At 35.3% G+C, this 26434-nt stretch carries 27 protein-coding genes; 23 read left to right on the top strand and 4 right to left on the bottom strand.

The window, feature by feature from the left end; translation table 11 throughout:
• Positions 1-62 precede the first annotated feature (62 nt).
• The 13 genes from prfA (at position 63) to ILYOP_RS07205 (ending at position 12288) form a co-directional block, all read left to right on the top strand.
• The gene (gene prfA / locus ILYOP_RS07265; protein ID WP_013387890.1) at positions 63-1136 is read left to right on the top strand and encodes a peptide chain release factor 1; all 1074 of its coding nucleotides are present in this window, start codon (positions 63-65) and stop codon (positions 1134-1136) included.
• Positions 1136-2266 carry a peptide chain release factor N(5)-glutamine methyltransferase gene (gene prmC / locus ILYOP_RS07260; RefSeq protein WP_013387889.1) on the top strand — a complete coding sequence of 377 codons (1131 nt, stop codon included), beginning with the start codon at positions 1136-1138 and terminating at the stop codon, positions 2264-2266. The genes prfA and prmC overlap by 1 nt, the downstream gene beginning before the upstream one ends.
• Before the next feature lie 10 nt (positions 2267-2276).
• Positions 2277-3308, top strand: a complete 1032-nt coding sequence (gene queA / locus ILYOP_RS07255; protein WP_013387888.1) for a tRNA preQ1(34) S-adenosylmethionine ribosyltransferase-isomerase QueA — start codon at positions 2277-2279, stop codon at positions 3306-3308.
• Between the two features lie 10 nt (positions 3309-3318).
• Positions 3319-3867, top strand: coding sequence for a 16S rRNA (guanine(966)-N(2))-methyltransferase RsmD (gene rsmD / locus ILYOP_RS07250; RefSeq protein WP_013387887.1), 549 nt, complete (start codon positions 3319-3321; stop codon positions 3865-3867).
• A 589-nt stretch (positions 3868-4456) separates the two neighbouring features.
• Positions 4457-4672 (top strand): exodeoxyribonuclease VII small subunit, encoded by a 216-nt coding sequence (gene xseB / locus ILYOP_RS07245; RefSeq protein ID WP_013387886.1) that lies wholly within the window; start codon positions 4457-4459, stop codon positions 4670-4672.
• Between the two features lie 12 nt (positions 4673-4684).
• Complete coding sequence (locus ILYOP_RS07240) at positions 4685-5569, top strand: polyprenyl synthetase family protein (RefSeq protein WP_013387885.1); 885 nt, start codon at positions 4685-4687, stop codon at positions 5567-5569.
• A gap of 31 nt (positions 5570-5600) precedes the next feature.
• Positions 5601-6884 (top strand): tRNA nucleotidyltransferase/poly(A) polymerase-related protein, encoded by a 1284-nt coding sequence (locus ILYOP_RS07235; protein ID WP_013387884.1) that lies wholly within the window; start codon positions 5601-5603, stop codon positions 6882-6884.
• A gap of 130 nt (positions 6885-7014) precedes the next feature.
• On the top strand, positions 7015-7692 hold the full coding sequence (locus tag ILYOP_RS07230) for a hypothetical protein (RefSeq protein WP_013387883.1): 678 nt from the start codon (positions 7015-7017) through the stop codon (positions 7690-7692).
• A 241-nt stretch (positions 7693-7933) separates the two neighbouring features.
• A complete protein-coding gene (gene rplM, locus ILYOP_RS07225; protein WP_013387882.1) occupies positions 7934-8368 on the top strand; it encodes a 50S ribosomal protein L13 in 435 nt (144 codons plus the stop codon).
• A gap of 27 nt (positions 8369-8395) precedes the next feature.
• Positions 8396-8785 (top strand): 30S ribosomal protein S9, encoded by a 390-nt coding sequence (gene rpsI, locus ILYOP_RS07220; RefSeq protein WP_187288117.1) that lies wholly within the window; start codon positions 8396-8398, stop codon positions 8783-8785.
• Positions 8786-9272: 487 nt separating this feature from the next.
• Positions 9273-10157: a hypothetical protein gene (locus tag ILYOP_RS07215; RefSeq protein WP_013387880.1), complete on the top strand. Its 885-nt coding sequence runs from the start codon at positions 9273-9275 to the stop codon at positions 10155-10157.
• Between the two features lie 525 nt (positions 10158-10682).
• The gene (locus ILYOP_RS07210; RefSeq protein ID WP_013387879.1) at positions 10683-11489 is read left to right on the top strand and encodes a hypothetical protein; all 807 of its coding nucleotides are present in this window, start codon (positions 10683-10685) and stop codon (positions 11487-11489) included.
• Positions 11490-11505: 16 nt separating this feature from the next.
• Entirely contained in the window at positions 11506-12288 is a 783-nt protein-coding gene (locus ILYOP_RS07205) for a serine hydrolase (protein ID WP_013387878.1), read from the top strand.
• A gap of 94 nt (positions 12289-12382) precedes the next feature.
• On the opposite strand, the gene ILYOP_RS07200 is transcribed toward ILYOP_RS07205, so the two are convergent.
• On the bottom strand, positions 12383-13159 hold the full coding sequence (locus ILYOP_RS07200) for a type III pantothenate kinase (protein ID WP_013387877.1): 777 nt from the start codon (positions 13157-13159) through the stop codon (positions 12383-12385).
• 193 nt (positions 13160-13352) lie between these two features.
• Here ILYOP_RS07200 and ILYOP_RS07195 point away from each other — a divergent pair, with 193 nt between their 5' ends.
• The 8 genes from ILYOP_RS07195 to ILYOP_RS07160 all read left to right on the top strand — a co-directional run bounded on the left by ILYOP_RS07195 (position 13353) and on the right by ILYOP_RS07160 (position 21903).
• Positions 13353-14045, top strand: coding sequence for a hypothetical protein (locus ILYOP_RS07195; RefSeq protein WP_013387876.1), 693 nt, complete (start codon positions 13353-13355; stop codon positions 14043-14045).
• 101 nt (positions 14046-14146) lie between these two features.
• Positions 14147-15322, top strand: a complete 1176-nt coding sequence (locus tag ILYOP_RS07190; protein ID WP_013387875.1) for a nucleotidyltransferase — start codon at positions 14147-14149, stop codon at positions 15320-15322.
• A gap of 103 nt (positions 15323-15425) precedes the next feature.
• Positions 15426-16748 (top strand): MFS transporter, encoded by a 1323-nt coding sequence (locus ILYOP_RS07185; RefSeq protein ID WP_013387874.1) that lies wholly within the window; start codon positions 15426-15428, stop codon positions 16746-16748.
• 101 nt (positions 16749-16849) lie between these two features.
• On the top strand, positions 16850-18235 hold the full coding sequence (gene dgt / locus ILYOP_RS07180; RefSeq protein ID WP_013387873.1) for a dGTP triphosphohydrolase: 1386 nt from the start codon (positions 16850-16852) through the stop codon (positions 18233-18235).
• Between the two features lie 43 nt (positions 18236-18278).
• Positions 18279-19940, top strand: coding sequence for a ComEC/Rec2 family competence protein (locus ILYOP_RS15170; RefSeq protein ID WP_013387872.1), 1662 nt, complete (start codon positions 18279-18281; stop codon positions 19938-19940).
• Positions 19941-19967: 27 nt separating this feature from the next.
• Entirely contained in the window at positions 19968-20705 is a 738-nt protein-coding gene (locus ILYOP_RS07170) for a site-2 protease family protein (RefSeq protein ID WP_013387871.1), read from the top strand.
• Positions 20706-20714: 9 nt separating this feature from the next.
• Entirely contained in the window at positions 20715-21338 is a 624-nt protein-coding gene (locus tag ILYOP_RS07165) for a trimeric intracellular cation channel family protein (protein WP_013387870.1), read from the top strand.
• Positions 21325-21903: an IMPACT family protein gene (locus ILYOP_RS07160; protein ID WP_013387869.1), complete on the top strand. Its 579-nt coding sequence runs from the start codon at positions 21325-21327 to the stop codon at positions 21901-21903. Before ILYOP_RS07165 ends, ILYOP_RS07160 begins: the two co-directional genes overlap by 14 nt.
• Positions 21904-21964: 61 nt before the next feature.
• On the opposite strand, the gene ILYOP_RS07155 is transcribed toward ILYOP_RS07160, so the two are convergent.
• The 3 genes from ILYOP_RS07155 to ILYOP_RS07145 are packed head-to-tail and all read right to left on the bottom strand — an operon-like array spanning position 21965 to position 24923.
• A complete protein-coding gene (locus ILYOP_RS07155; protein WP_013387868.1) occupies positions 21965-23407 on the bottom strand; it encodes a monomeric [FeFe] hydrogenase in 1443 nt (480 codons plus the stop codon).
• A 53-nt stretch (positions 23408-23460) separates the two neighbouring features.
• Positions 23461-24129 carry a YwaF family protein gene (locus ILYOP_RS07150; RefSeq protein WP_013387867.1) on the bottom strand — a complete coding sequence of 223 codons (669 nt, stop codon included), beginning with the start codon at positions 24127-24129 and terminating at the stop codon, positions 23461-23463.
• An 8-nt stretch (positions 24130-24137) separates the two neighbouring features.
• Positions 24138-24923, bottom strand: coding sequence for a ribonuclease H1 domain-containing protein (locus tag ILYOP_RS07145; RefSeq protein WP_013387866.1), 786 nt, complete (start codon positions 24921-24923; stop codon positions 24138-24140).
• Between the two features lie 362 nt (positions 24924-25285).
• On the opposite strand from ILYOP_RS07145, the gene rpmE reads away from it, so the two are divergent.
• The gene (rpmE, locus tag ILYOP_RS07140; protein ID WP_013387865.1) at positions 25286-25498 is read left to right on the top strand and encodes a 50S ribosomal protein L31; all 213 of its coding nucleotides are present in this window, start codon (positions 25286-25288) and stop codon (positions 25496-25498) included.
• Positions 25499-25584: 86 nt separating this feature from the next.
• Positions 25585-26211, top strand: coding sequence for a uracil phosphoribosyltransferase (gene upp / locus ILYOP_RS07135; protein WP_013387864.1), 627 nt, complete (start codon positions 25585-25587; stop codon positions 26209-26211).
• Positions 26212-26434 lie beyond the last annotated feature (223 nt).

The raw sequence follows: 26434 nt of genomic DNA, 5'->3' as shown, positions 1-26434 counted from the left end.
TTATTTCATAGTGTGATATACTTTCTAAGTTAGAGTAAAAGAGACGAAAGGAATGAGAAAGCATGTTTGGAAAGCTTGAGGAAGTAGTAAAAAAACATGAGGAACTTACAGGACTGCTAGGTAGCAGTGAGGTTATAAAAGATCCCAAAAAACTTATAGAATACAACAAAGCACTTAATGAAATTACTCCAGTTGTGGAAAAATACAAAGAGTATAAAAGATACTCAGATGATTTGGAATTTACCAAAGAGAGTCTCAAAGTTGAAAAAGACCACGAGATGAAAGAGATGCTTCTTGAAGAGATGAGAGATATAGAAGAGGTTTTGCCAGGGTTAGAGCAAGAGCTCAGGATACTTCTTCTTCCTAAAGATCCCAATGATGATAAAAATGTTATTATAGAGATCAGAGGTGGAACAGGTGGAGATGAGGCAGCTTTATTTGCAGCCAATCTTTATAGAATGTACTGCAGATATGCAGAGAGAAACAAATGGAAGACAGAGGTAATGAGTAAGAGTGAAGTAGGAGTTGGTGGACTAAAAGAGATAGTTTTTTCTATTCAAGGTCAGGGAGCATATTCTAAGCTTAAATTTGAGTCTGGAGTACATAGAGTACAGAGAGTTCCTGAGACTGAGTCTTCTGGAAGAATACATACATCTACAGCAACTGTAGCTGTTTTACCTGAAGTAGATGATGTAGAACAGGTAGAAATAAAGCCATCAGAATTGAAAATAGATACTTTTAGATCATCAGGAGCAGGGGGTCAGCATGTAAATACCACTGATTCTGCAGTTAGAATAACTCACCTTCCTAGTGGGGTTATAGTAGAGTGTCAAGATGAAAGATCTCAGTTGAAAAACAGAGAAAAGGCCATGAAAGTACTTGCAACGAAGCTCTTTGAAATGGAAATTGAAAAGCAAAGATCAGAAGTAGAGAGTACTAGAAAACTTCAGGTAGGAACAGGTTCTAGATCTGAAAAAATAAGGACTTACAACTATCCTCAGGGAAGAATCACAGACCACAGAATAAAATTGACGCTTCATAAGCTAGATGCTTTTTTAGATGGCGATTTGACTGAGATGATAGATGCCCTTATCACATTTGACCAAGCTGATATGCTTACGAATTTAGCAGGATAATGGAAAAGTTAATTAATATACTTAAATTTAGTGAGGAGTATTTGAAAAAATACTCCTTTTCCAAACCCCGGCTTCAGGCAGAAAAAGTGGTTGCCTATGTGTTAAAGCTTGACAGAATAAGCCTTTATGCATATTTTGACAGGGATCTCAGCGAAGATGAAAAAGTACAGATTAAAAATTTTTTAAAAGAGATGGCAAGGAACAGGATGGATTTTGGAAAAGTCCTTGAAAAATTGGAAAACAAAAACGTAGATGAGATAACAGTTGAGAAAGAAAATCATAAAAAAGAAAACCTTCAACTTCTCAAACACTCTGTAGAGTATATAGAGAAAAATGGCATAGAAAATCCCAAACTTGAGGCAGAATATATATTTTCTCACGTTTTGAAAACCAATAGACTGACTCTGACTCTTGATTTTACAAGAAAGATAAGTGAAGAAGAAAAAAAGCTAATAAAAGAGATGATAATAAAAAGAGCAAGAGACAAAAAACCTCTTCAGTATATTTTGGGTGAAGAAGAATTTTTTGGTTATAAATTTAAGGTGGATGAGCGAGTTCTTATACCTAGACCTGAAACAGAACTTCTTGTAGAGCAGTGCATTGTTTTGATGTCAGATGTAAAAACACCATTTATTTTAGATATAGGTGTTGGAAGCGGAGCAATATCCGTAACTCTTGGAAAAAAGATCCCAACATCAAAAGTTCTTGGAGTGGATATAAGTGATGGTGCCTTAGAAGTAGCCAATCAGAATAAAGAACTAAATAATGTAAAAAATGTAAAATTCATAAAATCTGATGTTTTTGAGAATGTAAGCTATAAGGAATTTGATATGATAGTATCTAATCCTCCTTATATTCCAGAAAAAGAGTACAAGATTCTCATGCACGAGGTAAAAAAATATGAACCTAAATTAGCACTTACAGCAGAGGATGAGGGGCTGTATTTTTATAAACTTATAACGAAAAAAGCTTCGGATTATCTCAAAAACGGTGGAGTTTTGGCCTTTGAAGTTGGGTATAATCAGGCTCAAAAAGTAAAAAATATGATGGAAGACAATGAATTTGAAAATATAGTAATTGTCAAAGATTACCATCAGATAGAAAGAATAGTAATAGGAAAAAAGAAGTAAGGAGAAAATTATGTCAACAAGATTGTCTGACTATGACTATAATCTTCCAGAAGAACTGATCGGACAAACTCCTGCAGAACCAAGAGACCACTCTAGGTTAATGCTGGTAAATAAGAAAACTGGGGATATAGAGCATAAAAGATTTTATAATATAATAGATTCTCTTAAAGAGGGAGATGTCCTCGTAAGGAATTCTACTAGGGTAATACCTGCAAGACTTATGGGGAGAAAAGATACAGGGGCTATTCTCGAGGTATTTCTTCTGAAAAGAAAAGATATAAATACCTGGGAGTGTCTTATTGGAAATGCTAAGAGACTTAAAATAGGTCAAAAGGTATTTATCGGTGAAAATAATGAGCTGGTAGCTGAACTTAAAGAGATAAAAGAAGACGGTAATAGAATACTTACTTTCGATTATGAGGGAGTTTTCGAAGAGATATTAGACAAGCTGGGACAGATGCCTCTTCCTCCATATATAAGTGAAAAACTTTCAGAAAAAGAAAGGTATCAGACAGTATATGCTATAAAAGGTGAGTCTGTAGCTGCTCCAACAGCTGGACTTCATTTTACAGAAGATCTTTTAGAAAAAATTAGAGAAAAAGGTGTGGAGATAGCTGATCTTTTTTTAGAGGTGGGACTAGGAACTTTTAGACCTGTCCAGACAGAAGATGTGCTAGATCATAAGATGCATGAGGAAACTTATGAGGTTCCAGAAAAATCAGTTGAGATAATAAACAGAGCCAAAGAGGAAGGAAGAAGGATCATAGCGGTTGGGACAACCTCTATACGTACCTTAGAGTCCTCGGTAGATGAAAATGGGAAACTTGTAGCAGGAAAAGGAACGACAGATATATTTATTTATCCTGGATATAAATTTAAGATTGTAGATGCCTTGATAACAAATTTCCACCTTCCGAAATCTACCCTTTTAATGCTCGTGTCTGCATTTTCTAGCAGGGAATTGATTATGGATGTTTACGAAAAAGCGGTTATAAAGAAATATCAATTTTTCAGTTTTGGAGATGCGATGTTCATTTATTAGGAGGTGAGATATGAGAATAATAGCCGGAACAGCTAAAAACAAAAGTATAAAATGCAGAAAAGGGACAGAAACAAGACCTACTTTAGACAGAGTAAAGGAGGCATTGTTTTCAAAAATACAGCCCTATGTAGAAGATTGCAGTATCTTAGATCTTTTTAGCGGAACTGGGAATATAGCCCTAGAAGCTATAAGCAGAGGTGCAAAGAGAGCTATAATGATAGAAAAAGATCAGGAAGCCCTCAAAGTAATAATTGAAAATGTAAACAGTCTTGGCTTTGAGAATAAATGCAGAGCTTATAAAAATGAGGTTTCTAGAGCAATAGAAATCTTGGGTAGAAAAGGAGAAAAATTCGACATAATATTTATGGATCCTCCTTACAGAGAAAATGTATGTACAGAGGTTATTAAAAAGATAGAAAAAAACGGTATCCTATCTGATGGTGGTCTTATTATATGTGAACATCATCTTCATGAGAGACTTGACCAGGAGATAGTGGGATATAAAAAAGTAGATGAAAAAAGCTACGGAAAGAAAACTCTTACTTTTTATACAAAATAATAATCAGCCGCCTGTTTATTTCAGGCGGCTTTTAAATTTTTTGTGAGGAATTATTGAATTTATCGGGATTCGTTACTTTTCTCTTGAAAGAAAAGCACCCCAAGGGCATTTCCTCCCTTCGGTCAGGGCATAACCAAAAGTTCAAGCCTGTGAAAAATCAGCTAAATAACCTTGAAAATCCAACAGCAATAAGGAAACTCAGAAAACGAGTTTCTGAGAACCAGAAAATATACTCGTGTAACTCGTTATTTTCTGGTCACTCGCTACGCTCAGACAGTCGATTTTTTCTAAGGATTTCACTGCAGTTATTCTTAACGCTGATTTTGTCAATGGCAAGGGAAAAAGGATAAAAAAACCCTTTTCGCAAAAGAGAGTGTTTATAGTTTCGGTTTTAACTCTGTGAAACTCTCTCTTTTTCTCTGTGTCCTCTGTGGCAAAAGGTTTTGTATTTATTCGTGTTAATTTTTTTGACTTTTATTGGTTTTCATTCGTGACAAAATCTTTTGACTCTAATATTCTTGTAAATTCAGTACTTTATTAACTTGTGAAGAGCCCTTTGATATAGTATAATTTTCTATGAGGTGATAATATGGCAAAGGTAAAAACTTTTGAAGAAAATTTAGTTGAGGTAGATGAAGTAATATCCAAGCTTGAAAGTGGAGACATGGAACTTTCTGCTTCTATCAAGGAATATGAAAAAGCCATGAAACTTTTGAAAAAATCTTCAGATATGCTTGAAAAAGCAGAGGGGAAGATAATGAAAGTTATAGAGGAAAACGGAGAAATTAAATTAGAGGAGTTTTAATAGGAGATAATTATGCTTAAAAACTATTTGAAAGAAAAAAGAGAAATCATAGATGAAAGTGTAAAAAATTACCTGGATGACCTGAAATATCCCAAGGTGATAGCAGACGGGATGAAATATGCAGTGTTAAACGGCGGTAAGAGGCTTAGACCTATTCTGCTCCTGATGACCTTGAAGCTATTGGGAGAAAGGGAAGAAAAGGGGATACCAGCTGCAGTGGCTATAGAGATGATACACTCTTATTCTCTTGTACATGACGATCTGCCTGCTCTTGATGATGACGACTACAGAAGAGGAAAGCTCACTACACATAAAAAATATGGAGAGGCTCAGGGGATACTTATAGGTGATGCTCTTTTGACTCATGCCTTTAATGTACTAACATCTAAAGATCAAGAGATAGATGCTCAAAAGATCGTAGATATAGTAAGGCTTACATCTCAGTATGCAGGTGTAAATGGTATGATAGGCGGACAGATGGTAGATATAGAAAGCGAAGGAAAAAGTATAGACCTTCCTGTTTTGCAGTATATCCACACTCATAAAACAGGCAAGATGATAAGTCTTCCTGTGGAAGTGGCCTGTATAATAGCCGGAATAGAGGGTGAAAAAAAAGAAAAACTTATTGAATATTCTGAGCTTATAGGGCTGGCCTTTCAGATAAAGGACGATATATTAGATATAGAGGGTGATTTTGAGAAAATAGGAAAACCTGTGGGAAGTGATACAGAACTTGAAAAATCCACTTATCCTTCTATTTTTGGAATGGAAAAAACAAAAGAGATGCTAGCTGAAAAAATAGAAGCGGCCAAAAATATAATACGCAGTGAATTTGAGTCGGATAAGGGAAGGCTCTTTATAGAACTAGCAGATTATATACAGGAAAGAGAAAAGTAGGGACCTAAGGGTCCCTTTTTTAGGAGGCAGAATGTACAGAAAGCTGATAAAGGAGATATGGGAAAACAACGGGGAAGCTTATCTTGTGGGAGGCTGGGTAAGAGACCGGCTAATGGGAGCAACAGAGGATGAGATAAAGGATATAGACCTTGAAGTGATGGGGATAAAAAGGGATAAGTTTGAAAAAATCCTTCAAAAGTACGGAAAATTTAAAAAGGTGGGAAAAAGCTACGAGATATACATACTGAATAACAGCATAGAGATCTCCTTTATAGAGGTGAAAATCCCAATAAAAGAATGTGCAAGAAGGCGAGATTTTACAGTAAATTCCATTTACTATAATCTTATAGAAGACAAGTATCTGGATTTTTTTGGTGGAATGGAAGATATAAAAAATAAACTTCTGAGCTATGTGGATAAAAATAGTTTTTTACAGGATCCCCTTAGAATCCTTAGAACAGCACAGTTTATAAGCAGGTTTGGATTTTCTGCTGACCATTTATTGGAAGTTATTATAAAGACAGAGAAAGAAGAGATTTCAAAGGTTCCCAAAGAGAGAATATGTCGGGAGCTTGAGAAAATATATATGTTGGGAATAAAACCCTCTGAGGGATTTCTGTTCCTGGAAAAAACAGGTATTTTACAAAGGATAATGCCTGAGATAAGCTCCTTAAAAGAGGTAATGCAGGATGAGATTTATCACCCTGAGGGAGATGTATTTACACATACCATGATGATGTTAGATGTACTTTCAAAAGAAGAAAGAACTAGGGAATTATTCTGGAGCATACTTTATCATGATGCAGGTAAAAAAGAGACCTTTCCGGGATTTGAGGGACACTGTGAAAAATCTCATGAGATATTTGACAGGGAGATAATAAAATTTACAGATAACAGAGACCTTATAAACAATGCCAGAAAATTAGTGAGATATCATGAGGAACCTCTGAAAATCCTATTAAAAGGAGGAGCTGACAAGATCTCAGTAAAGAAGCTGGCTGCAAAGGTGGATATAGATAAGTTATTAAAACTCTACAGATGTGATGTACTAGGAAGAGGACGAAGTGACAACAAAAAAGAATTAGAGATAATAGAGAGTATAGGGGCTGTTTATCACAGAGTTAAAGATGAACTTAAACCAATAGTCAAAGGTAAAGACCTTATAAAATGGGGATTAGAACCTGGTGAAAACTTTGGTGAGATACTAAAAGAACTTTATGAGGCACAGCTAGAGGAAGAATTTAATAACCTTAAAGAGGCTGAGGAATTTTACTTCACTAGGCTGGCTGGAGGGCTTGTTTACAAAGGAATTTAAATATGTTATATTTATAGGAGAATAGAGGGGCAGTCCATAACTATATTCTAAAAAAACAGGATAAATCTATACATAGAATAATTAAGAAATTTCCAAGGATAAAATAAAAAGAGAAAGAGGGGAGAAATAAATGGCATTAAAGGTTAGAAATTTAATAGTGGCACATAAAGCCAATATAAACAAGCAACTAGGGGGAGCTATAGACATTTTAGGGGCATTTTCTGAGATGATTCAGCCGGTTTTCCCATTTCCTATGAAGAACCTTTCTATGGTTTTGGAGTTAGACGGACTTGAGAGAAATACAATGTTTGAAATGAGACTTAACGGGCCAGAGGACGAGCTTATCTCAAAGGGTGAATTTGGTATAGCGGCTTCCCCTTTTGGTACAGGTAAAAAAGTCATAGACATTGAAAACTTTCTAATTACAGAAAGAGGAAAGTATACCTTAGACCTTTTGGAAAAAAAGCCTGAAGGACTAAAATTTGTGCAATCTTGCGATCTTTTCATAGCAGCATATCCACCTCAGAGAAGGTTTGGCGAAGAGGAGATAAAAAAAATAATGGCTGATGAAAATCTCATCAAGACTGTAAAAACAGAGTTTAGACCTTTTGGAACCAAGGAATCAGTAAAGCTTCAGCTTAATCTCAAGAATGAAATGAGTATAGAGGAGGGATTTACTGCCTTTCCTATAGATGACAGGATCTCTCTCGACGGAAAGGAACATGATCTTACAGGGCTTAGAAGACAGATAGAGTGGATGTTTGGAAGACCTATTCCTAAGTCTGAGGACCCAAAAGAAAATAATTAAAGAACCTTTAAACAGGACGATTTAATGTCGTCTTGTTTTTTTATTTTTTTATAAATATAACAGGATGTCCAGTATAGAGGGGAAAGAAAGTTAAAAAATAATTTTAAGATTTATATTTCAAGTAAAATGTCTTGACATAAAATGTTAAAAAATATATAATACTTTGGTAAAATAATCCTTTCCCACAAAGGACCGTTGCGTTATATTTATGTAAATATAACTTACTGAGGAGGAAAAAATAGTGAACAAGTACACTGTAATGCAAAGAAAAGAAGATGTAATAAGAGACTGGTATCACTACGATGCTGAGGGAAAAATTCTAGGTAGATTAGCTGCTGAAATAGCTAAGAAACTTATGGGTAAAAATAAAGTTACTTACACTCCACATATCGATGGAGGAGACTTCGTAATCGTAACTAACATGGAGAAAATTGCTGTAACTGGAAAGAAACTTACTGACAAAATGTATTATAACCATTCTGGATTCCCTGGAGGGCTAAGAGAGAGAAGACTTGAAGAAGTCTTAGCTAAAAAACCAGAAGAAGCTTTAATGCTAGCTGTAAAGAGAATGCTTCCAAATAACAAATTAGGAAGAGAGCAGTTAACAAGATTGAGAGTATTTGTTGGAGCTGAACACACTCACGCAGCACAAAAGCCAGAAACGGTAGAACTATAATTTAGGAGGTAATTGACAGTGGCAGAAATGATGCAATATATAGGAACTGGAAGAAGAAAAACTTCTGTAGCAAGAGTAAGACTTATCCCTGGTGGATCTGGAATAGAGATTAATGGTAAAACTATGGCAGAATATTTTGGTGGAAGAGAAATTCTTTCTAAAATTGTAGAACAGCCGCTAGTACTTACTGAGACTTTGGATAAATTTACAGTAAAAATAAATGTAGATGGTGGAGGAAATGCCGGACAAGCTGGAGCAATCAGACACGGTATATCAAGAGCTCTTCTTTCTTCTGACGAATCTTTAAAGAAAGCATTAAGAGAAGCTGGTTTCCTAACTAGAGACTCTAGAATGGTAGAAAGAAAGAAATTCGGTAAGAAAAAAGCAAGAAGATCACCACAGTTCTCAAAAAGATAAGTTTTCAATTTTATGGAAAAGACGGGTTTATACTCGTCTTTTTTTGTATTTGAATTTTTATAAAAACAAGAGAAAAAATTAAATATCTGAGAAAATAGTTTCTTAAGTTAAAATTATTATGAAGATTATTTTTTAAAATAACAATGCTTTTTATTCTCAATAAGTCTAAAAAGTGCTGTATATATAGTGAAAACTGCATATAAGAATAACAGGTAAGGGTAAGCTGTGAAATAAAAAAAAATTAAAAAAAAGTGTGAAAAAAGTGTACAATTTTTTCCAAAAAAGAGCGTTGCAATTGTATAAAATGAACAATCGTTTATCTTATAAAGCTATATTTTAAAGGAATAAATAAAAAACAATAATTCTCTATAATAAAAAAAATAGTTTGCATATAAAAAATATATTTTAAATAAGAGTAAAAGTTAAATATACTTACATTAGCGAGAGATTTTGGAAGTTATTAAAATGAAAAAGGGGAGAGATAATAATGAAAAAAAGACTTATAGTTACTTTAGCTGGACTACTTGCATTAGGTGTAATGGCACCAGCAGCGACTGGATGGGTTAGAAACTGGGCTGAGTTAACTGAAAATCGTCCAACTAACAACGATACTGGTTCTAATTCTCAAAACGTAGAATGGACACTAGTTGAAGGTTCTATCGACATGACAGATAAGCTTGCAGTTACATTCGACGTAGAGAAAAACTACAAAAATGTAACAAATGGTGACGATTTAGAAACTTACTGGGATAACAGATTTGGACTATCTTATGACTTAGGAAAGTCTGGAGATTGGGATCTTGCAGCTGGATTAGATTACTACTATGATACAAACGGAAGCGATGATGTTACACAATCATCTTATTCACCTTGGTTAGAAGCTAGTACAGCTCTAACAGACAATACAACTCTGACTTTATGGGGAGCTATGTATTATCAAGATGGTGTAGAAACAGGAGTACACGGAGACGACTATGAGTTAGACATCTTACTTGATACTGGTAAGTTAGGAATCTTCGACTGGACAGGAACATGGTTATATCTATACCACAACACTTCAGGAGGACACGGAAGCAACGAAAATACATCTGCTGAGTTAGAGATGGAAGCTTTCTCTACTCTATACAAGCACGATTCTGGAGCATATGTGGGACTTGAGTACTATGCTGATGGTACAGCAGGAGACAAAGCTTCTGAATCTCTAAATGCTCACATCGCACCAAGAGTAGGAATCTCTAAGAAATTAGACAACGATGTTTCTCTATGGGCTTACACTTCTTACGAGGTAATTTCAGTTAACTATGCTGAAGGTGGAGACTGGTACAGCGACAACCAATTCCAAGTTGTTGTAGGAGCTAAAGCTGCATTCTAATAGAATATTAAATCGAACCTCTGCTTTTGCAGAGGTTTTTTTTATATTCTATTAACAAATCTGTTATAAAAATTCGAGATGTTTTATGGATTAATTCTATAAAATTATTCTTGAAATAAGAACAGGTTTCTTTGGTTTACATGGAGTTAGGAGTGATCAAAAAATAAAATAATAATTCTTTAAACTTTATGGGGAAAGTAGTAGTCAAAATATTGAGAACAAAAAAAGGAAAGCTGATTTATCAAGAAATATGACTTGTCAGCCACTAATGCAGAAAAACCTCTTTATGACTTCCAACTCTCGCAAAGTTACAGAAGGCAAAAAGAAGACAGACTGCAATAACATTATTAACTCTCTCCTTTTTTATTTTCATACAGACTGCAGGCTTTTAATTTTTGAGAAAAAACTGTGGTTACTCTCCCTTTGTAAGAAGCCCTTTTATAGGGCTTCTTTTAATTTACTTTTTATATTTTAACAAAGGAAGAAAGTAAAAATTCAGAATAAAATATAAAAGGAGCTGATAATATGGAGATAATCGGAAAAGGATTTAAAATAAAGAACAGAGATATAATAGGTGAACTAGATGTAGATGTAAAACTGAAGATGAGCCTAGAGGATCTCAGGATACTGTCACGTTATCTCGAGGGAGAATTCTTAAACGGCATGGAGAGCCTGGTAATGGACCTAGAGAATGATGGGAATCAAGAGGAGCTCCTTTATTACGAAAAACTGAAAACAATACTAGAGGATCTGACTGACGGAATATATAAGGGACTGGTAGATACTGAGAAGATGATAATAGGTGAGCTAAAGAATCATGAGATAGATGAAGATGAGATTATAGAGCTTATGGCTGAAGATGAGTACGACAAAGAGCGAGTAGAAAATATATATATGGCAATGAATGACCTGAATCGAGAGGAAAAAGAAGCCCAGGAGATATTTGACAAACTGGATATTTACGGGAAGATGATTTTAAGTAAAATAAAGGAATCAGGAGAGGATTTTTATATGCCATTGGTTTTTAAATTTTTCTGGTTTTTATACGACTCTGCAGACAGGTCCGGTGAAGTAGTATTTACTGAAAATTCTCTAGAAGAACTACTGGACTTAGACAGAGAGGGACTAGAGGTATTTTTGGATCAGATGTCTAAAATAACTGTCAAGGTGGGAAATCAGACTGGAAGTCTTATAGAGTATTTTAGTTTTTTAAATGACAGTACCATGAAGCTAGAGTACAATCTTTTTGCGGTGAATCCAAGAAAATATATGGTACTGGACCATGAATTTAAAATAGGAAAGGTAGAAGAGGTAGAGATAAAAATTATTTGATAAGGGAGATGGTTTTATGCAAAATGAGATAGTAAAGATTATGAAGGAGTATGGTGATACTGTTTCTGTCTATGCAAAAAATCTCTCAGATAACAAGGTGTTGGTATCTCACAGGTGTAATAAGGTTTTTAGATCTCCCACAGTCATGAAAATAATGGTAATGGTAGAGGCCTTGAAAGAGGTGGAGGAAGGTCATAACACTTTAGATGACAGGATAGAGATAAAAGAGACAGGTATATCATATCTCAGCCTTATAAGGGATCTTTCCATAAGTTCTTATACACTGAAAGACCTTATAATTCTCATGATGACAGCCAATGATTATACTGCCATAAATACACTGCTTAATTTATTTGGTCTAGAGAAGATAAATAACAGGATAGATAAAATGGGTCTCTTAGACACAAAGGTTCAAAGAAAAATGCTTGATTTTTATGCGATTGAGAAGGGAAAGGATAATGTAACCAGCATAAGAGATATGTCTAATATTCTGGAAAGAATATACAATAGGTCTGTATTTAAATATAGAGAAATAAGTGATTTTTCAGTTGAAATGCTAAAATATCAAAGAGTTGGAAGAGGTGTTAGAAATTATATACCAGAATGGGAGAGTACATACAGAAGCGGAGAGGTGGGAGATTTTTACCACGATATTGGAATTGTATTTTTAGAAAACGCCCATTATATACTGGGAGTATTCGTAGACGATGCCTTAGATCCCCTAGAAGCTTTGGAAATAATTTCAAGGGTAAAAAAAGCCTTTCTGAAAAATGTTTCTCGAAAGTCTGATGTATCCTAGAATGAAATTTAATGAAAATTTTAAATATAGAAATCATTTAGAAACAAAAATCCAGGCCTGAAAATTTTCAGACCTGGATTTTTTGATAGAATATTTATGATAGTGTTTTGTTTTGGTGATAAATTGTAAAAAGACCCTGGACACTTAAATCTGAGCAGTATTCATCAATCTCTTCTATCTCACCTGAAAGAACTCTTCCTAATCCCCCTGTTGCTATTACATAAGGATTGTCAACTTCTTCTTTTATTTTTTTTATGAGATGTTTTATCTGACCTGCATATCCGAAGAATATTCCAGCTTTTATCTGATCTACTGTGTCTTTACCAAGAACTGAATCGGGTTTTCCGAATTTAACCTTTGGAAGTTTGGCAGTACTTCCGTATAGGGAGTTTATGGACATCTCTATACCAGGAAGGATACCTCCTCCTACATAGATTCCGTCAACGAGAACCTCGTAAGTGGTAGCAGTACCAAAATCAAAGATAACCAGGTTTCTGTCTGGGTAGAGAGTGAGAGCCTGGGTTATATCAATAATTCTGTCAGCACCAAAACCTATGGGATTAAGGTTATCGGCAAAGGTAAATGGGAGTTTCAGTGAAAGATCTACCACGATAGGAACTATCTTGAAATATTTCCTGCCTAAAAAGTCGAATATTGTCAAAAGACTGGGAACAACCGATGAAACGATTATACCCTTTACATCCAGGAGATCAATATTGTTGAATTTTGTGATATTTCTGAGGTATGAAAAAAATTCATCTTCAGTAAGTTTTTCATTGGATGAAACTCTGAAGGTGAGAAGGACTTCACCGCTGTCGTTTAAAACACCTGAGACGATGTGGGTGTTTCCTATATCAAAAGCTAATAGCATAATTATTCCCCCTGAATAAATGATTTACCCCTATTATAGTATAGAGGAAAATAAAATTCAAATAAATTAAATAATATGTCTTAAAGATAGGGAATTGGTATACTGAATATATAATTATTTTTTTACAGCGTAGGAAAAACAAAGATTGATTTGAAAGATATATTATGGAATGTATTCATAGGAAGGTGATGAAATGAAGAAGATAATTATTATAGCAATAATGTCTATGCTCTTATCGTGTGCGTCTGTACACCCTGGTAAATATGGAAAACAGATAAGAGGAGACGGAAGTATAGCCCAAAAAAGAAAAGCCCCTACTGAAGCGGGACTTCTCATAAGCGGAGATATGGAAAAGGCCATGAGTGGTGATTTTTATAAATTTATGGTTTTTACTGTGGAAAACAAAACTGGAAACATAGCAAGAGTATCTGATGTAATTGTTGATTTTCATAATGAAAAGTTTAATAACGAGATAAAAATAACTTCAGGTCAGGAGCTTAACAGATGGTATGAAGCAACAATGGCAGAAAAAAGAAGAAAAGAGCAGAACAGAAGTACCGGATTTAGCTTTGCTGCAATAGGTGGTGGTCTTTTAGCCGCCTTTACAGACAATAGTCTGAGTAATGTTGGGGTAGCTCTTTTGGCAGGTGGAGTGGCTTCACTTACAATAGACGAACTGTATAAAAGTAAAAAAGAGCTGGAAAGAGGGAAGGTATTTCCAGATGCACATCTTATGTCTGGAGATTTTCAGGTTCCTGCAGGCCTTTATGAGAGAAAATGGATAGTGTTTAATGTGATGGATAAGGATAACCTTCCAGAGAGCCTTGAGTTAAGCTATATGGTAAATGACAGAGAAGAAAGAATCTTTGTTCCTATCAAATGGTAGGAATTGAAATAAAAATTATGTTATAATTATAAAAGGGTGTGAAGAATCTTCACACCCTTTTATAAGGAAAAATACATAGAAAAGCTTTGAGGAGTGTAAATATGAAGGCTACTGGAGTGGTTGTAGAATATAATCCCTTTCATAACGGACACAGATATCATCTGGAAAAAGCTAGGGAAAAGGGTATAGGGGATGTAGTAATAGCAGCTATGAGCGGGGACTTTCTTCAGAGAGGGGAACCAGGGATAATAAACAGATGGAAAAGAGCGGAGATGGCCCTTAGAAGCGGCGTGGATATAGTGGCAGAGCTACCTGCGTACTATTCCAATCAAAGTGCTGAGATCTTTGCCAGGGGAGCTGTAGGAGTCTTAGGGGCTCTTGGTGTAAGTGATATAGTTTTTGGATCTGAAAGCGGGGAGATAGAAAGGTTAAAAAACATAGCCTCTCTAGAAGAAAATGATGAGTTTCAGATTTATCTTAAAGAGGAGCTCGGCAGGGGGAGCTCATATCCCACATCTTTTGCGGCGGCAATAGAAAAGATAACAGGGGAAAAAGGATATATGACTCCCAATGATATACTAGGAACTGAATATGTGAGAAGTATAGCCAAACTGAGACTAAATATAAATCCCATTGCCATAAAAAGAGAGGGGACAGGGTACCATTCCCACGATATAAAGGATGATATTGCCAGTGCTACCGCCATAAGAAAGATGTTAGAAAAAGAGATGGAAAAAATAAAAAATCTGGTTCCGGAACCGGTGTATGAAATACTGAGCAATGAATTCAGAAAAAAAAGGTGTGCTTGGCTTCATGAATTTTATCCTATATTAAGGCATGAGATAATACTTCATAAAGATTCTCTAGAAAAGATACAGGATGTAGAAGCTGGTTTTGAAAACCGTTTATATGAGGCGGCACTTAAAAACAGGGATTTTGAAAAATTCTATGGGGATATAATGACAAAAAGATATACAAATGCAAGGATTCAGAGAATATTGACCCATATTCTTTTGGGATTAACTGTAAAGATAACAGAAAAGGCCAAAATGGGAGTTCCTTATGTACGGATATTGGGATTTAATCAAGAAGGAGGAAGATACCTCAAAAGTATAAGGGGGAAGACAGGTATAGAGGTCTTTACCACGTTAAAAAATGTGTCAAAAAAACTCTCTGGAAGAGAAAAAGCACTTTTAGATTTTAATGAAAGGTGCAGTATGATATACACTGTGATAAAAGAGTACGAGGAGAGAAAAACTCCGATTATTATAAAATAATCTTATATTAAAGAAAACTAAGGTGAATTTTACCTTTAATTAATATTTAAACAGGTGTGGGTAAAGAAGTATTTTTTTAAGATTTTCGCATCGAGGGGGAACAATGGAAAAAAGATTACCGAGGAGTGTACAGTTATTTTATGGTATAGGGGTGAGCTATGCCATAGTAGATCAGATATTTGCTCAGTGGGTTTTATACTATTATCTTCCACCGGAAAATTCGGGAATAAAGCCTCTTATGGCCCCTATACTAATATCCCTAGCTTTAGTCCTGTCGAGATTTGTGGACATGGTTTCTGACCCTTTGGTAGGTTATCTGTCTGATAAGTCTAGCAGCAGGTGGGGGCGTAGAATTCCTTTTATAGCTGTGGGAAGCATCCCCTTGGGGATCTCCACAGTGGCGTTTTTTTACCCTGTAAAGGGAGGGGGAATGGATACTTTTCTCTATCTATCACTGGTAGGTTCTGTATTTTTTATTTTTTATACAATAGTAGGAGCTCCTTATAACGCCCTTATTCCAGAAATAGGTAATACTCCCGAAGAAAGGCTCAATCTTTCCACCTGGCAGTCAGTTTTTAGACTGGTTTATACGGCCATTGCCATGATACTTCCTGGAATACTTATAAAGACTTTGGGTAAAGGAGACACAGAGACAGGAATAAGAATGATGGTTATACTTCTAAGTACAGTTTCGGCATTGGGTGCCTATGTGACAGTTTTCCTGGTCCCTGAGAAAAAATATTCTCATGGAAAAGTGTCCAAAACAACTTTAGGGGAATCCTTTAAGATACTTTTTCACGATAAGTCCTTTATATACTATCTTTTAGGTTTGTTATTCTTTTTTGTCGGGTTTAATATCCTAAGGGCATCTATGAATTATTATGTGGAAGACGTTATGGGAATGGGGAAGGGAGCCATAACTGGGGCAGCGGCTATACTTTTTGGTACTTCTGCACTTTTCTTTTATCCCACCAACAGAATGGCCAAAAAAGTTGGGTACAGAATACTTATGCTCTTAGCTCTTGCTGCTTTGACGATACTCTCTCTTGTGCTTTATAATTTAGGTAAGGCCATACCGGTGAGTGCAGGTTTTTATATATTTGCACTTATGGGAATACCAGTTTCAGGTGCAGCTTTTATATTCCCGCCGGCTATGCTAAGTGAGATAAGTACTAATATAAGTGAAAAGAGTGGTCATAAAATAGAGGGGATGTGTTTTGGAATACAGGGATTTTTTCTGAAGATGGCTTTTCTTATATCTATAGCTTTACTCCCTATAATCCTTGTAGCAGGAGGGGGAGATATAATACAGGCTATAGTTACAAGTCCTGAGGGCGTCTCAAGATCAGGAGTCTACACTACCGCACTTTTTTCTGCAGGTTCCTTTGTGATTTCCTTTATATTTTATTTTCTTTATAAAGAGTAAAAAAGGAAGAAAATGATTTTTTTAGAAGATAATCAATGATTTGACTGAAGAATTTATAAGGAAATTAATTTTTATTTAGTGACTTTAGGGAGGAAGAGATTATGATGAACTGGGAAGATCTTATGAAACCAACTAAATTCCGACCTGGAAAAGGTGAGAAAAAAACTGCTCTCAGTGAGTTTAAAGAGGACTATTCGAAGATTATTTTTAGCTCATCTTTTAGAAGACTCAAAAATAAAACTCAGATTCACCCTTTAGACAGCAATGATTTCATAAGAACCAGGCTGATACACTCCCTTGAAGTTTCAACAATAGCAAGTGAAGTCGGTGGATTGGTGGAATCAGGACTTATCAAAAGAGGTAAGTTTCCATCTGAGATGAAAGAATGCATGGGAAGTGTTTTAGAGGCGGCCTCACTGCTTCATGATGTGGGAAATCCCCCCTTTGGGCATTATGGTGAAGTTATAATACAGGATTTTTTTACAGAGTTTTTTGAAAAAAAATTTAACGAGAATATAGATTTTTACGGAGAAAAATGGAGTAAAGCAGAATTAAATGACTTTAAGAAATTTGAAGGGAATGCTCAAACTTTGAGAGTTATAAGCCGACTGCAGTATATAAGAGATGAGTACGGTTTAAACCTTACATTCCCAACTATGGCATCTATAATAAAATATCCTAGGTCCTCCTTTGAGGGAAACAACCCGAATATGGGAATCAGCTATAAAAAATTTGGATATTTTCAGAGTGAAAAAGAACCCTTTGAAAAAATAGTATCGGAACTAGGCATAAAAATTGATGGAAAGGCAAGAAGGCATCCCCTTGTATTTTTATTGGAAGCATCTGACGATATAGCTTATCTGGTGGCAGATATAGAAGATGCAGTGAAAAAAGGTATACTAACTACAGAAAAGGTAAGGGAAGTAATTGAAAAATACTTAGACTCAGAAAACGATAAGGAAAGAGAGATATTGGAAAGTCTGGGGGAAGCAGAGGTAGACTGTCTTTATCCTGACCCTAGGGAGATAAAGATGCAGATATTCCGTGTGAAGATACAAAAGTTTATGATAAATGAAACGGCAAAATCTTTTTTTAACAACTATGAAAATATTATGAGAGGAACTTATGAAGAAGAACTTTTGGATTCTTCTGATGCAGTTCATCTGAAAAAAGCCTTTAGGGAGATTCTATCTATTATAATAAGTGATAAAGATGTTATTAAGCTTGAGATAAGTGGAGACAGAATACTGAGAGTTCTTTTGAGGGAGTTTACAGATGCTGTGGTGTCTCCGAAAAAAGACCGGATAGGAAGTAAGGAAGAGAAGCTCTACAGGCTTATATCAAGCAATTACAGATTTTTGAAGGACAGATATCCCTATAAAAATAAACTTTATAATGAGCTGAAGCTGGTTACAGATTTTATCTGCGGGATGACAGATTCTTATGCTTTAGAACTTTATCAGTCCATAATGGCCATAAAATTTTAGCCCCTATAGGGGCTTTTGTTGATTTTATACCTGGAGTTGATCTATGGAGACGACCTATCTTGCAGCTTTAGAATTATTGATAATGAGTCTGGCTTTTTGCTTTTTTTCCCTATGGATAGCAACTGCTGTAACCGTTTTTTTGGTTGTATCAACTTTTTTTATGAAAAACAGGTCAAAATTATTATTGGTTATTGCCTTGTTATTCGTGGTAAGAATTTTTACGGGAGTAGATCTTGGGAGTTATAATAAAGGTGAAAATATTGTCTTAAAAGTTAACGGCGGAAATAACAAAATTGAAAGAATAAACAGGAAGATTCCGAGAAAAGCTTTATATATTTACGGAAATAACCTCGAGGACGGGAAATCAGAGATAAAAGGGATACTGCAAAATAAAATTGAAAAAAACAACCGAGAGTATTATCAACTCGAAGAAGTTTACACGACACCTATACCCAAAGGTTTTGTTAACAGATATCTAGATGAAAAAATAAGTACTTTAACCAGAGAGTATTCAGGAGATATGGCAAAATTTTACAGGGCTGTAATTTTGGGAGAAAAAGGGAACCTTTCAGATAAGGTGAAAAATATGTTTTCTTATACAGGAACTTCACACCTTATAGTTATATCTGGTCTGCATATAGGGGTTATAATAGCAATAATATTATTTTTGACTGGAAAACTTCCTTTACAGAGAGAACTGAGGTATTTTATTTCTGCAGTGATACTGACCCTCTATACTGTAGGTGTAGGTTTGGCTCCTTCTGTCCTTCGTGCATATATAATGGGAATGTGTTATATCGGTGGGGAACTTTTTTATGAAAAACCAGATCCGAAAAAATCTCTTTCAGCTGCCTTTGTAATATCTCTGATGATAAATCCAGTATCAGTTATGGAATTATCTTTTCAGATGTCATTTATGGCTGTAGTTGCGATTATTTTCATCTATCCCAAGGTAGAGAAAAAATTAAATTCATCTGTCAGAGGCGGATTTATAAAAAAAGTTTTATTATTTGCCGCCATGAGTCTCACAATACAGATTTTTCTGACGCCTATATTTTTGGTGTATTTCAGAACTATTCCAATTTTGTCATTTCTTGTGAATTTGGTTGCCATTCCCCTAGGCGTTTTATTTGTCCAGAATGCCTTTGGAGCACTTGTACTTTCTGTTGTAGGACTAGGCGGGATTCTCATGCCCACTGTCAATCTGAGCTATCATATTTTGTTAAAATTCATAGAAATAACGTCAAATATACCTGCTCTTTCAGTGAATTATTACGGGATAAAGAAAAGTGGAATGATAATTTTACTTTATTCAGTTATTTTTGGAATGGCTTTTTTAAGAGGTAGATGGAAGGGATTGTCTGTGATTCCTTTATTTATACTACTGTTTATTGATGGACCGGATCCTCCTGAAATTCTGGATTATAAAGGGATAGTATATTACAGGGAAAAACCGGGAATTTTGGTTTCTGGGAAAAGGATAAGTGACAGAGATATTATATTTCTAAGGGATAACGGAGTAAAAGCTATAGAGGTTCTTATATCAACAGAAAAGACAGATGAAAAATTGAAAAAAATATTAAAGGTATCTGAAGAGTTAATACTCTTTGAAGGGGATGAGGTAAAACTTAAAACCAGAACATTCATAAACATCAAAGGCAAGATAGTTGAACTAGAAAGAATTGAAAAAACTATTCAGATATGATAATTTATACATAATAGAGGTGATACAATGAAGAATTTTATAAAAGAGTTTAAATATCTAAATTCCAATGCTCCGACTTCCACAAAGGTGATATACGGTATTATAGCCGGTCTTTTGCTTTTAACCATGGTCAAAAAATTAGTCGTCCAGCCCTTTACCGGGGTTATGATAGGTATACTTATTTTTTCTGTTATGCTTCATGAGATAGCCCATGGACTGGCAGCATATAAAAATGGTGATCCAACTGCAAAAAATGCAGGTCGGCTTACTCTAAATCCCATAAAACATTTAGATCCACTAGGGACTTTGCTTCCTATATTTCTAATTGCTACAGGGGCAACCTTTGTAATCGGATGGGCAAAACCTGTACCTGTAAATTACAGAAACCTCAGAGATAAAAAATGGGGAGTGTTTCAGGTATCTGTAGCAGGAGTTCTCACTAATTTTATCCTGGCTTTTATAGGGGCCACTATGTTCAAATTCATGGGGCCTTTCCTTTATGAGATGAATCTAATAGCTGCTGTAAGTTACCTCATAAGAATAAACTTGGTCTTGGGTATATTTAATCTGATTCCCATACCGCCTTTAGACGGATCTAAAGTGTTTTCTAGTCTCGGGAGCTACAGGGTCAAGGAGATTTTTTACAGTATGGAGTCCTATGGATTTTATATAATAATAGCTCTGGCATGGTTTGGATTGTTGTGGGATATAATAAATCCTTTTTACCAGCTTGCTGTAAAATTATTAAATGCTTATATTAACTAAGGAGAGGTCATGATTATAGAAGTATTGAACACCCTAGGGATAGTTGCATTTTCTGTCTCGGGAGCTTTAAAGGGTGAAAAACATAAACTGGACATATTTGGTATAGTAGTGCTAGGAGTGATAACGGCAGTTGGTGGCGGGATAATAAGAGATGTTGTACTTAATCAGGTTCCTGATTCCATAATCCAAGAAAGAGATGCGTATCTGGCAGTTTTTATTGCGATAGTTTCTTATATAGTCTACCATGACAAATTAGAGGGTAAACTTTCTAATATAATTAAAGTTTCAGATGCTGCAGGACTTGCAGCCTTTACTGTAATAGGAGCCCAAAAGGGCTTAGGGAATGACCTAGGACTTTTGGGAGTTTCTATAATGGCCACTCTCACTGGTGTTGGTGGAGGGGTTTTAAGGGATATGCTTGTAAATGAGATCCCATTTATACTAAAAGAAGATGTATATGCATTTTTATGTCTTATAGGAGGGGGAGTTTACTGGGGCGGAATAAAGCTAGGGTTTTCAGAGGCTCTTATGATGAATACAGTGATGATCTCAATTTTTATAATAAGAATTATGGCCATAATGTTTAATCTTCAACTTCCGTCAAAGGGGAGGTTGAAACATGCAGACAGTTGAAAAAGAGTGTTATATAGAGTTTGAGGAAAAAAGATCCAAGTTTATAGGATATATAAAGCCTGTTTCTTCAAAAGAAGAGGCGGAAAATTTTATAGATAACATAAAAGGAAAACATCCTGATGCCACTCATAACTGTAGTGCCTACAAGGTTACAGAAAATGGTCAGGAATACTATAAGGTAGATGATGACGGTGAACCGGGAGGGACTGCAGGGAAGCCTATAGGGGAGATTATGAATCTTTTGGATGTGGATAATCTGGTGGTAGTTGTAACTAGGTATTTCGGAGGGATAAAACTCGGTGCAGGGGGACTTGTGAGAAATTATGCCAAAGCGGCTAAGCTAGCAGTCCAGGAATCAGGGGTAATAGAGTATGTGCATTTAAAAAAATATGTAGCTGATTTTTCTTATGACAAGGTAAATGAAGTAGAGGGAATCATAAATTCTTCAGGGGGCAAGATTCTAGAAAAAGAGTTTATGGACAAGGTAACATTCAGAATTATGATAAAAGATGAAACAGAGTCTCTTTTAAAAGAGGTAAGGGGACTTGTGATATTTGAAATATAAGAAAATCCCGCTTTTAAAAGCGGGATTTTCTTTAATAATTACTTATTTTTCAGAAAAAATATTATTTTTTAGATCCAACCTTCATGAGCATAACCCTTGCAACTTTAGGGTTCTGTAAAATAGAAGGTCCGGCAATACATCCACCACGACATCCCATTCCCTCAAGAAGAGTATAGTCTCCAGATTTTTCAAAGGCTACGAAGCTTTCTTTTCCTTCTGCTAGTCCGTTCATATGGATTACCTTTACGTCTTGATCCAACTTTTCTGCAACTGCATTTGCAACTCCTCCAGTATGGGCAAATCCCCATCCAAAGGAAGTCCCTAGGATATCATCTTCAGGGAGTGTTGCTACATCAAGTTCTCTAGCCTCTATCCATGCGGCTACATCGGTAAAAGTTAGTACGTAATCCACAACTTTTTTCTCTTTTAAAACATTATATTTGTCGGCTTCCATTTTTTTTGCAATGCATGGTCCGATAAATGCGATTTTTTTATTTGGGTATTTTTCTTTTAGATGCTCTGCCAGTTTTGCCATAGGAGATGGTGCATGGGAGATATATTTTTCCATTTCAGGCTGATGTTTCTTTATATAGCTATAAAAAGAAGGGCAGCATGATGTTGTCATTTTTCCAGGATTCTCTCTTAGAATCTCTACCTCTTCCTCTGCAACCATATCTGCTCCGACAGCTACTTCCATTGCATCTGAGAAACCAAGTTTCTTGAATAAGGACTTTATTTTTCCTGGAGAAACAGTATGTCCGAACTGAGATACTATTGCCGGGGCGTATATTGCGATAACCTCATCCTGGTTTTTTATGGTATGCACTACGTCTAAAATCTGGGTAGGTGATTCTATGGCTCCGAATGGACAGGCCACATGACAGGCACCGCAGGCCACACATTTATCCTTGTTGATATCTGCCGCACCGTTTTCATCTTTTGTGATGGCGTTAAGTGTACAGGCTCTTTCACAAGGTCTTTCTAGTTTTACAATTGCATAGTAGTCACATGATTTTGCACAAAGACCACAACCAATACATTTTTCAGGGATTATTTTTGCTCTTCCATCATCAAAGACTATAGCATCCCTTGGGCATACATTGGTACAGTTATGGGCAATACAGTTTCTGCAAAGATCTGTGGCATAATATTTTCCAGATGGACAGACATCACAGGCTTCTTTAATCACTCTAACATACTTATGTTTTCCCCTTAGTTCATCTTTTTTATAGAAAAATTTTGAATCTAAGTGGTTTACAAGTTCAAAAAGCTCAAGATCTCTAGTCTTTTCATAATCAAAATCAAGATAAATTTTGATTCTCTGTTTAAGAATCTCTCTCTCTCTGTAGATGTTGTTTCTGTAAACAGGGTTGTCTCCTGGGAGAATCTCTCTTACGATTTTAGGAAACTTTTCTCTAAGTTGGTCCTTTTCGTAGAGAGATACAATGGTTTTTAAAGTGTCTCTTCGAAGTTCCATTGCTTTGTTGAATACAAAGTTACGCATTACTAAATCACTCCTTTATGTTAAAAAAATAACTAACTATGTAGGAAATAAACCTACCTTTTTTTAGTATAAAAAGGCAGGTACATTACGAGAAAACAGACAAAGGTTATAATCTCTAGGACTATAATATAATATGGCCAAGGTCCCATATAGTCTAGGGGACTTTTAAAGGTCGGTTTATAGTTTACAAACATATAATTTGTTTTTAAGGCTAAATTTATAAAGAAAATTATTATAAAGGCTAAATTTACATACTTAAAGGCCTTTAAAAGATTTTTAAAGTCTGGCTTAAAATTAAAAACTTTCACACAGTACACAGCAGAAAAAATAAGATAAAAATGTGTGGAAAAAAAACTAATATTTAGAAGATGGGGAAAGTTGATCTTCACTTCTGGTGTAAGGAGGGCAAATATCGTTCCGGCACTCCAGAAATATGTAAGGTTTAAAAAAAACTTGTTTTTAGTAATCATTGCAATTATTGCCATTATAAGAGTCAGATTGCAAAGATGCAGTGGAAGTAAGAACCTGATAGGATCCCCTAAAATTACGAATCTGTAAGCCAACTCTGAGAGTTTTAAAATCCCTATAATCGTGGCAGAATTTCTAGCAAAGCTCTTTTTATCCCTGACCTTCAAAGAGATGATGATAAAAATAAGAGTAATAAGAGAGTAGGCTGCCAGGTAAAAAAAATGTTCTTTGCTGAAAAGTTCGAACCTGTTCAAAAGACCACCTACCTGTGGAATCCAAGGTCTGCCGGGTTGATGTCTCCGGAAATATATTCTATTTTACCGCCTAAGGATTCATATTTTTTTCTCAGTTCTATCACAAGATCGGCCAGTTTTAATGTTTCTTCTTTCTGATCTTGACGTTTTATTATTCCCTTTGACCAAAAATAAATTACGAGATTGCTGTCTCCGTAAATATTTCTTATATTTTCTTTTAGGGCTATTTTCATAGCACAGTAAAGACCTAGAAGTTCTCCGAAGTTATTTGTCATACCATCTTCTGTAAGATAGTTTCCGTGAGGGTTGATCTTGTCTGACGAGATACATCTGTCTAGGATACTATTACCCATCTTGTCTGTAACCCTTACCTCGACCCCTATACCTCTTCCTGTACCAGCATCAAAATATATTCCATGAGGAAGTGCTCTTCTGATCTCTTCTTTTGATTGGTAAACCCCACCTTTTTCCAGCCATTTTTCAGCTTCTTCCAAGGTCTTAAAGGATTTGTAACGGGATTTTCCAGCCTGTATATAGCTTTTACAATCCTCCCAGGAGTGAGTGATTCCACTTTCCTGAGTATCTACCATATAATAGGCATAAAATTTCTTGCTTTTTTTTGTTTTTGGTTTGCTTTGCGGATTTTCCAGCCATTTTTTTGCTTGGTTTATATCTTCAAAGGATCTATATAAGGCCTTTTTTCCTAAGACTATTTTTTTACACTGGTCCCAGGTATCACAAATCCCTTTTTTGTTATTAGACTCCAAGAGATATGCATAAACTTTTTTCCCCATATTTACCTCCCAATCATTATGTAAACAATTATAAAACAATAAGAGATAAAAGTAAATTTAAAAGATTTTAAATTTTTTTTTGAAATAGTTTAATTTTGTTCCTTAAAATAATATTTGGTATGATTTAATCTTATTTTAACTGATAATGTGTATCTTTCAGATGAGGTTCTAGTTATTTTATAAACTGCCTTGAAAGAATTATATAATAAAGTAGATCTTCTAATAGAGGAGAATTCTCAGGAAATATAAAGATAAGGAAGTGTCAAGTAATTTCGGCTTACAAAAAAATATTGCAAAAGTTTGATATTTATGATAGAATTTATTTCGAAATTAAGAAGTTTTTTAAGGAAGGTGAGAGGACGATGAGAAAAGGAATTCATCCTAATTATCATGTAGTTACTGTTGATTGCACATGTGGGGAAAGATTTGAAACTAGATCAACTTATTCAAAAGGTGATGAAATCAAAGTAGCTGTATGTTCAAAGTGTCATCCATTCTACACTGGTAAAGCGAAGTTTATCGACGCTGCTGGTAGAGTAGACAAGTTCAACAAAAAGTACGGAATGAAAAAATAAAAAAAACAGGACTATGGTCCTGTTTTTTTGTGTGGAGCACCCAAAAAATAAAATATGAAAATATAAGGTTTTAGGAGGTTAAACTAATGGCGATAGTAGAAGTAAATCATCCGCTGATTCAGCACAAGCTAACTTTTTTGAGAAACAAAGATACTGACACAAAAACTTTTAGAGAAACTCTGAATGAAATAGCAGGTCTTATGACTTATGAGGCTACAAAAGAACTAAAGTTGGAAGAAACAGAGGTGGAAACTCCTTTGATGAAGACAAAGTCTTATATCCTTCCAGACAAGGCAGTTGCAGTTGTACCTATTCTTAGAGCAGGTCTAGGAATGGTAGACGGAATATTAGCTCTTGTTCCTACTGCAAAAGTAGGGCATATAGGTGTGTATAGAAATGAAGAAACACTAGAGCCTGTATACTACTATTGCAAGCTTCCTACAGATATAGCCGAGAGAAAGGTAATTCTTGTAGACCCTATGCTTGCAACAGGTGGATCTGCAATTTATGCAATAGATTACCTTAAGGAAAACGGAGTAACAGACATAACTTTCATGTGTCTTGTAGCTGCACCAGAAGGACTTGCAAAGGTTATAAAAAAACATCCAGATGTGGATATCTACGCTGCAAAGATCGATCAGGGACTAGATGAAAATGGATATATATATCCAGGTCTCGGAGACTGCGGAGACAGAATATTCGGAACTAAATAAAAAAAATATTTATACCCATCAAAATATAAAGCAGGTTTATGCTGGTATTTTGATGGGTATTTTTATTTTTTCTGAGAAATATAATTAACTCAAGTTGCTACTTGAAATAAATTCTTATAAATTACTGAATTTAGAAGAATATTAGAGTCAAAGGATTTTGTCACGAATGAAAACCGATAAAAGGCAGAAAAATTAACACGAATAAGGATAAAACCTTTTGGCC

Origin of the sequence: Ilyobacter polytropus DSM 2926, from assembly GCF_000165505.1 — a bacterium.
GTDB lineage: Bacteria > Fusobacteriota > Fusobacteriia > Fusobacteriales > Fusobacteriaceae > Ilyobacter > Ilyobacter polytropus.
Note: the sequence above shows the minus strand (reverse complement) of the source record. Positions and strands in the feature narration are given on the sequence as shown.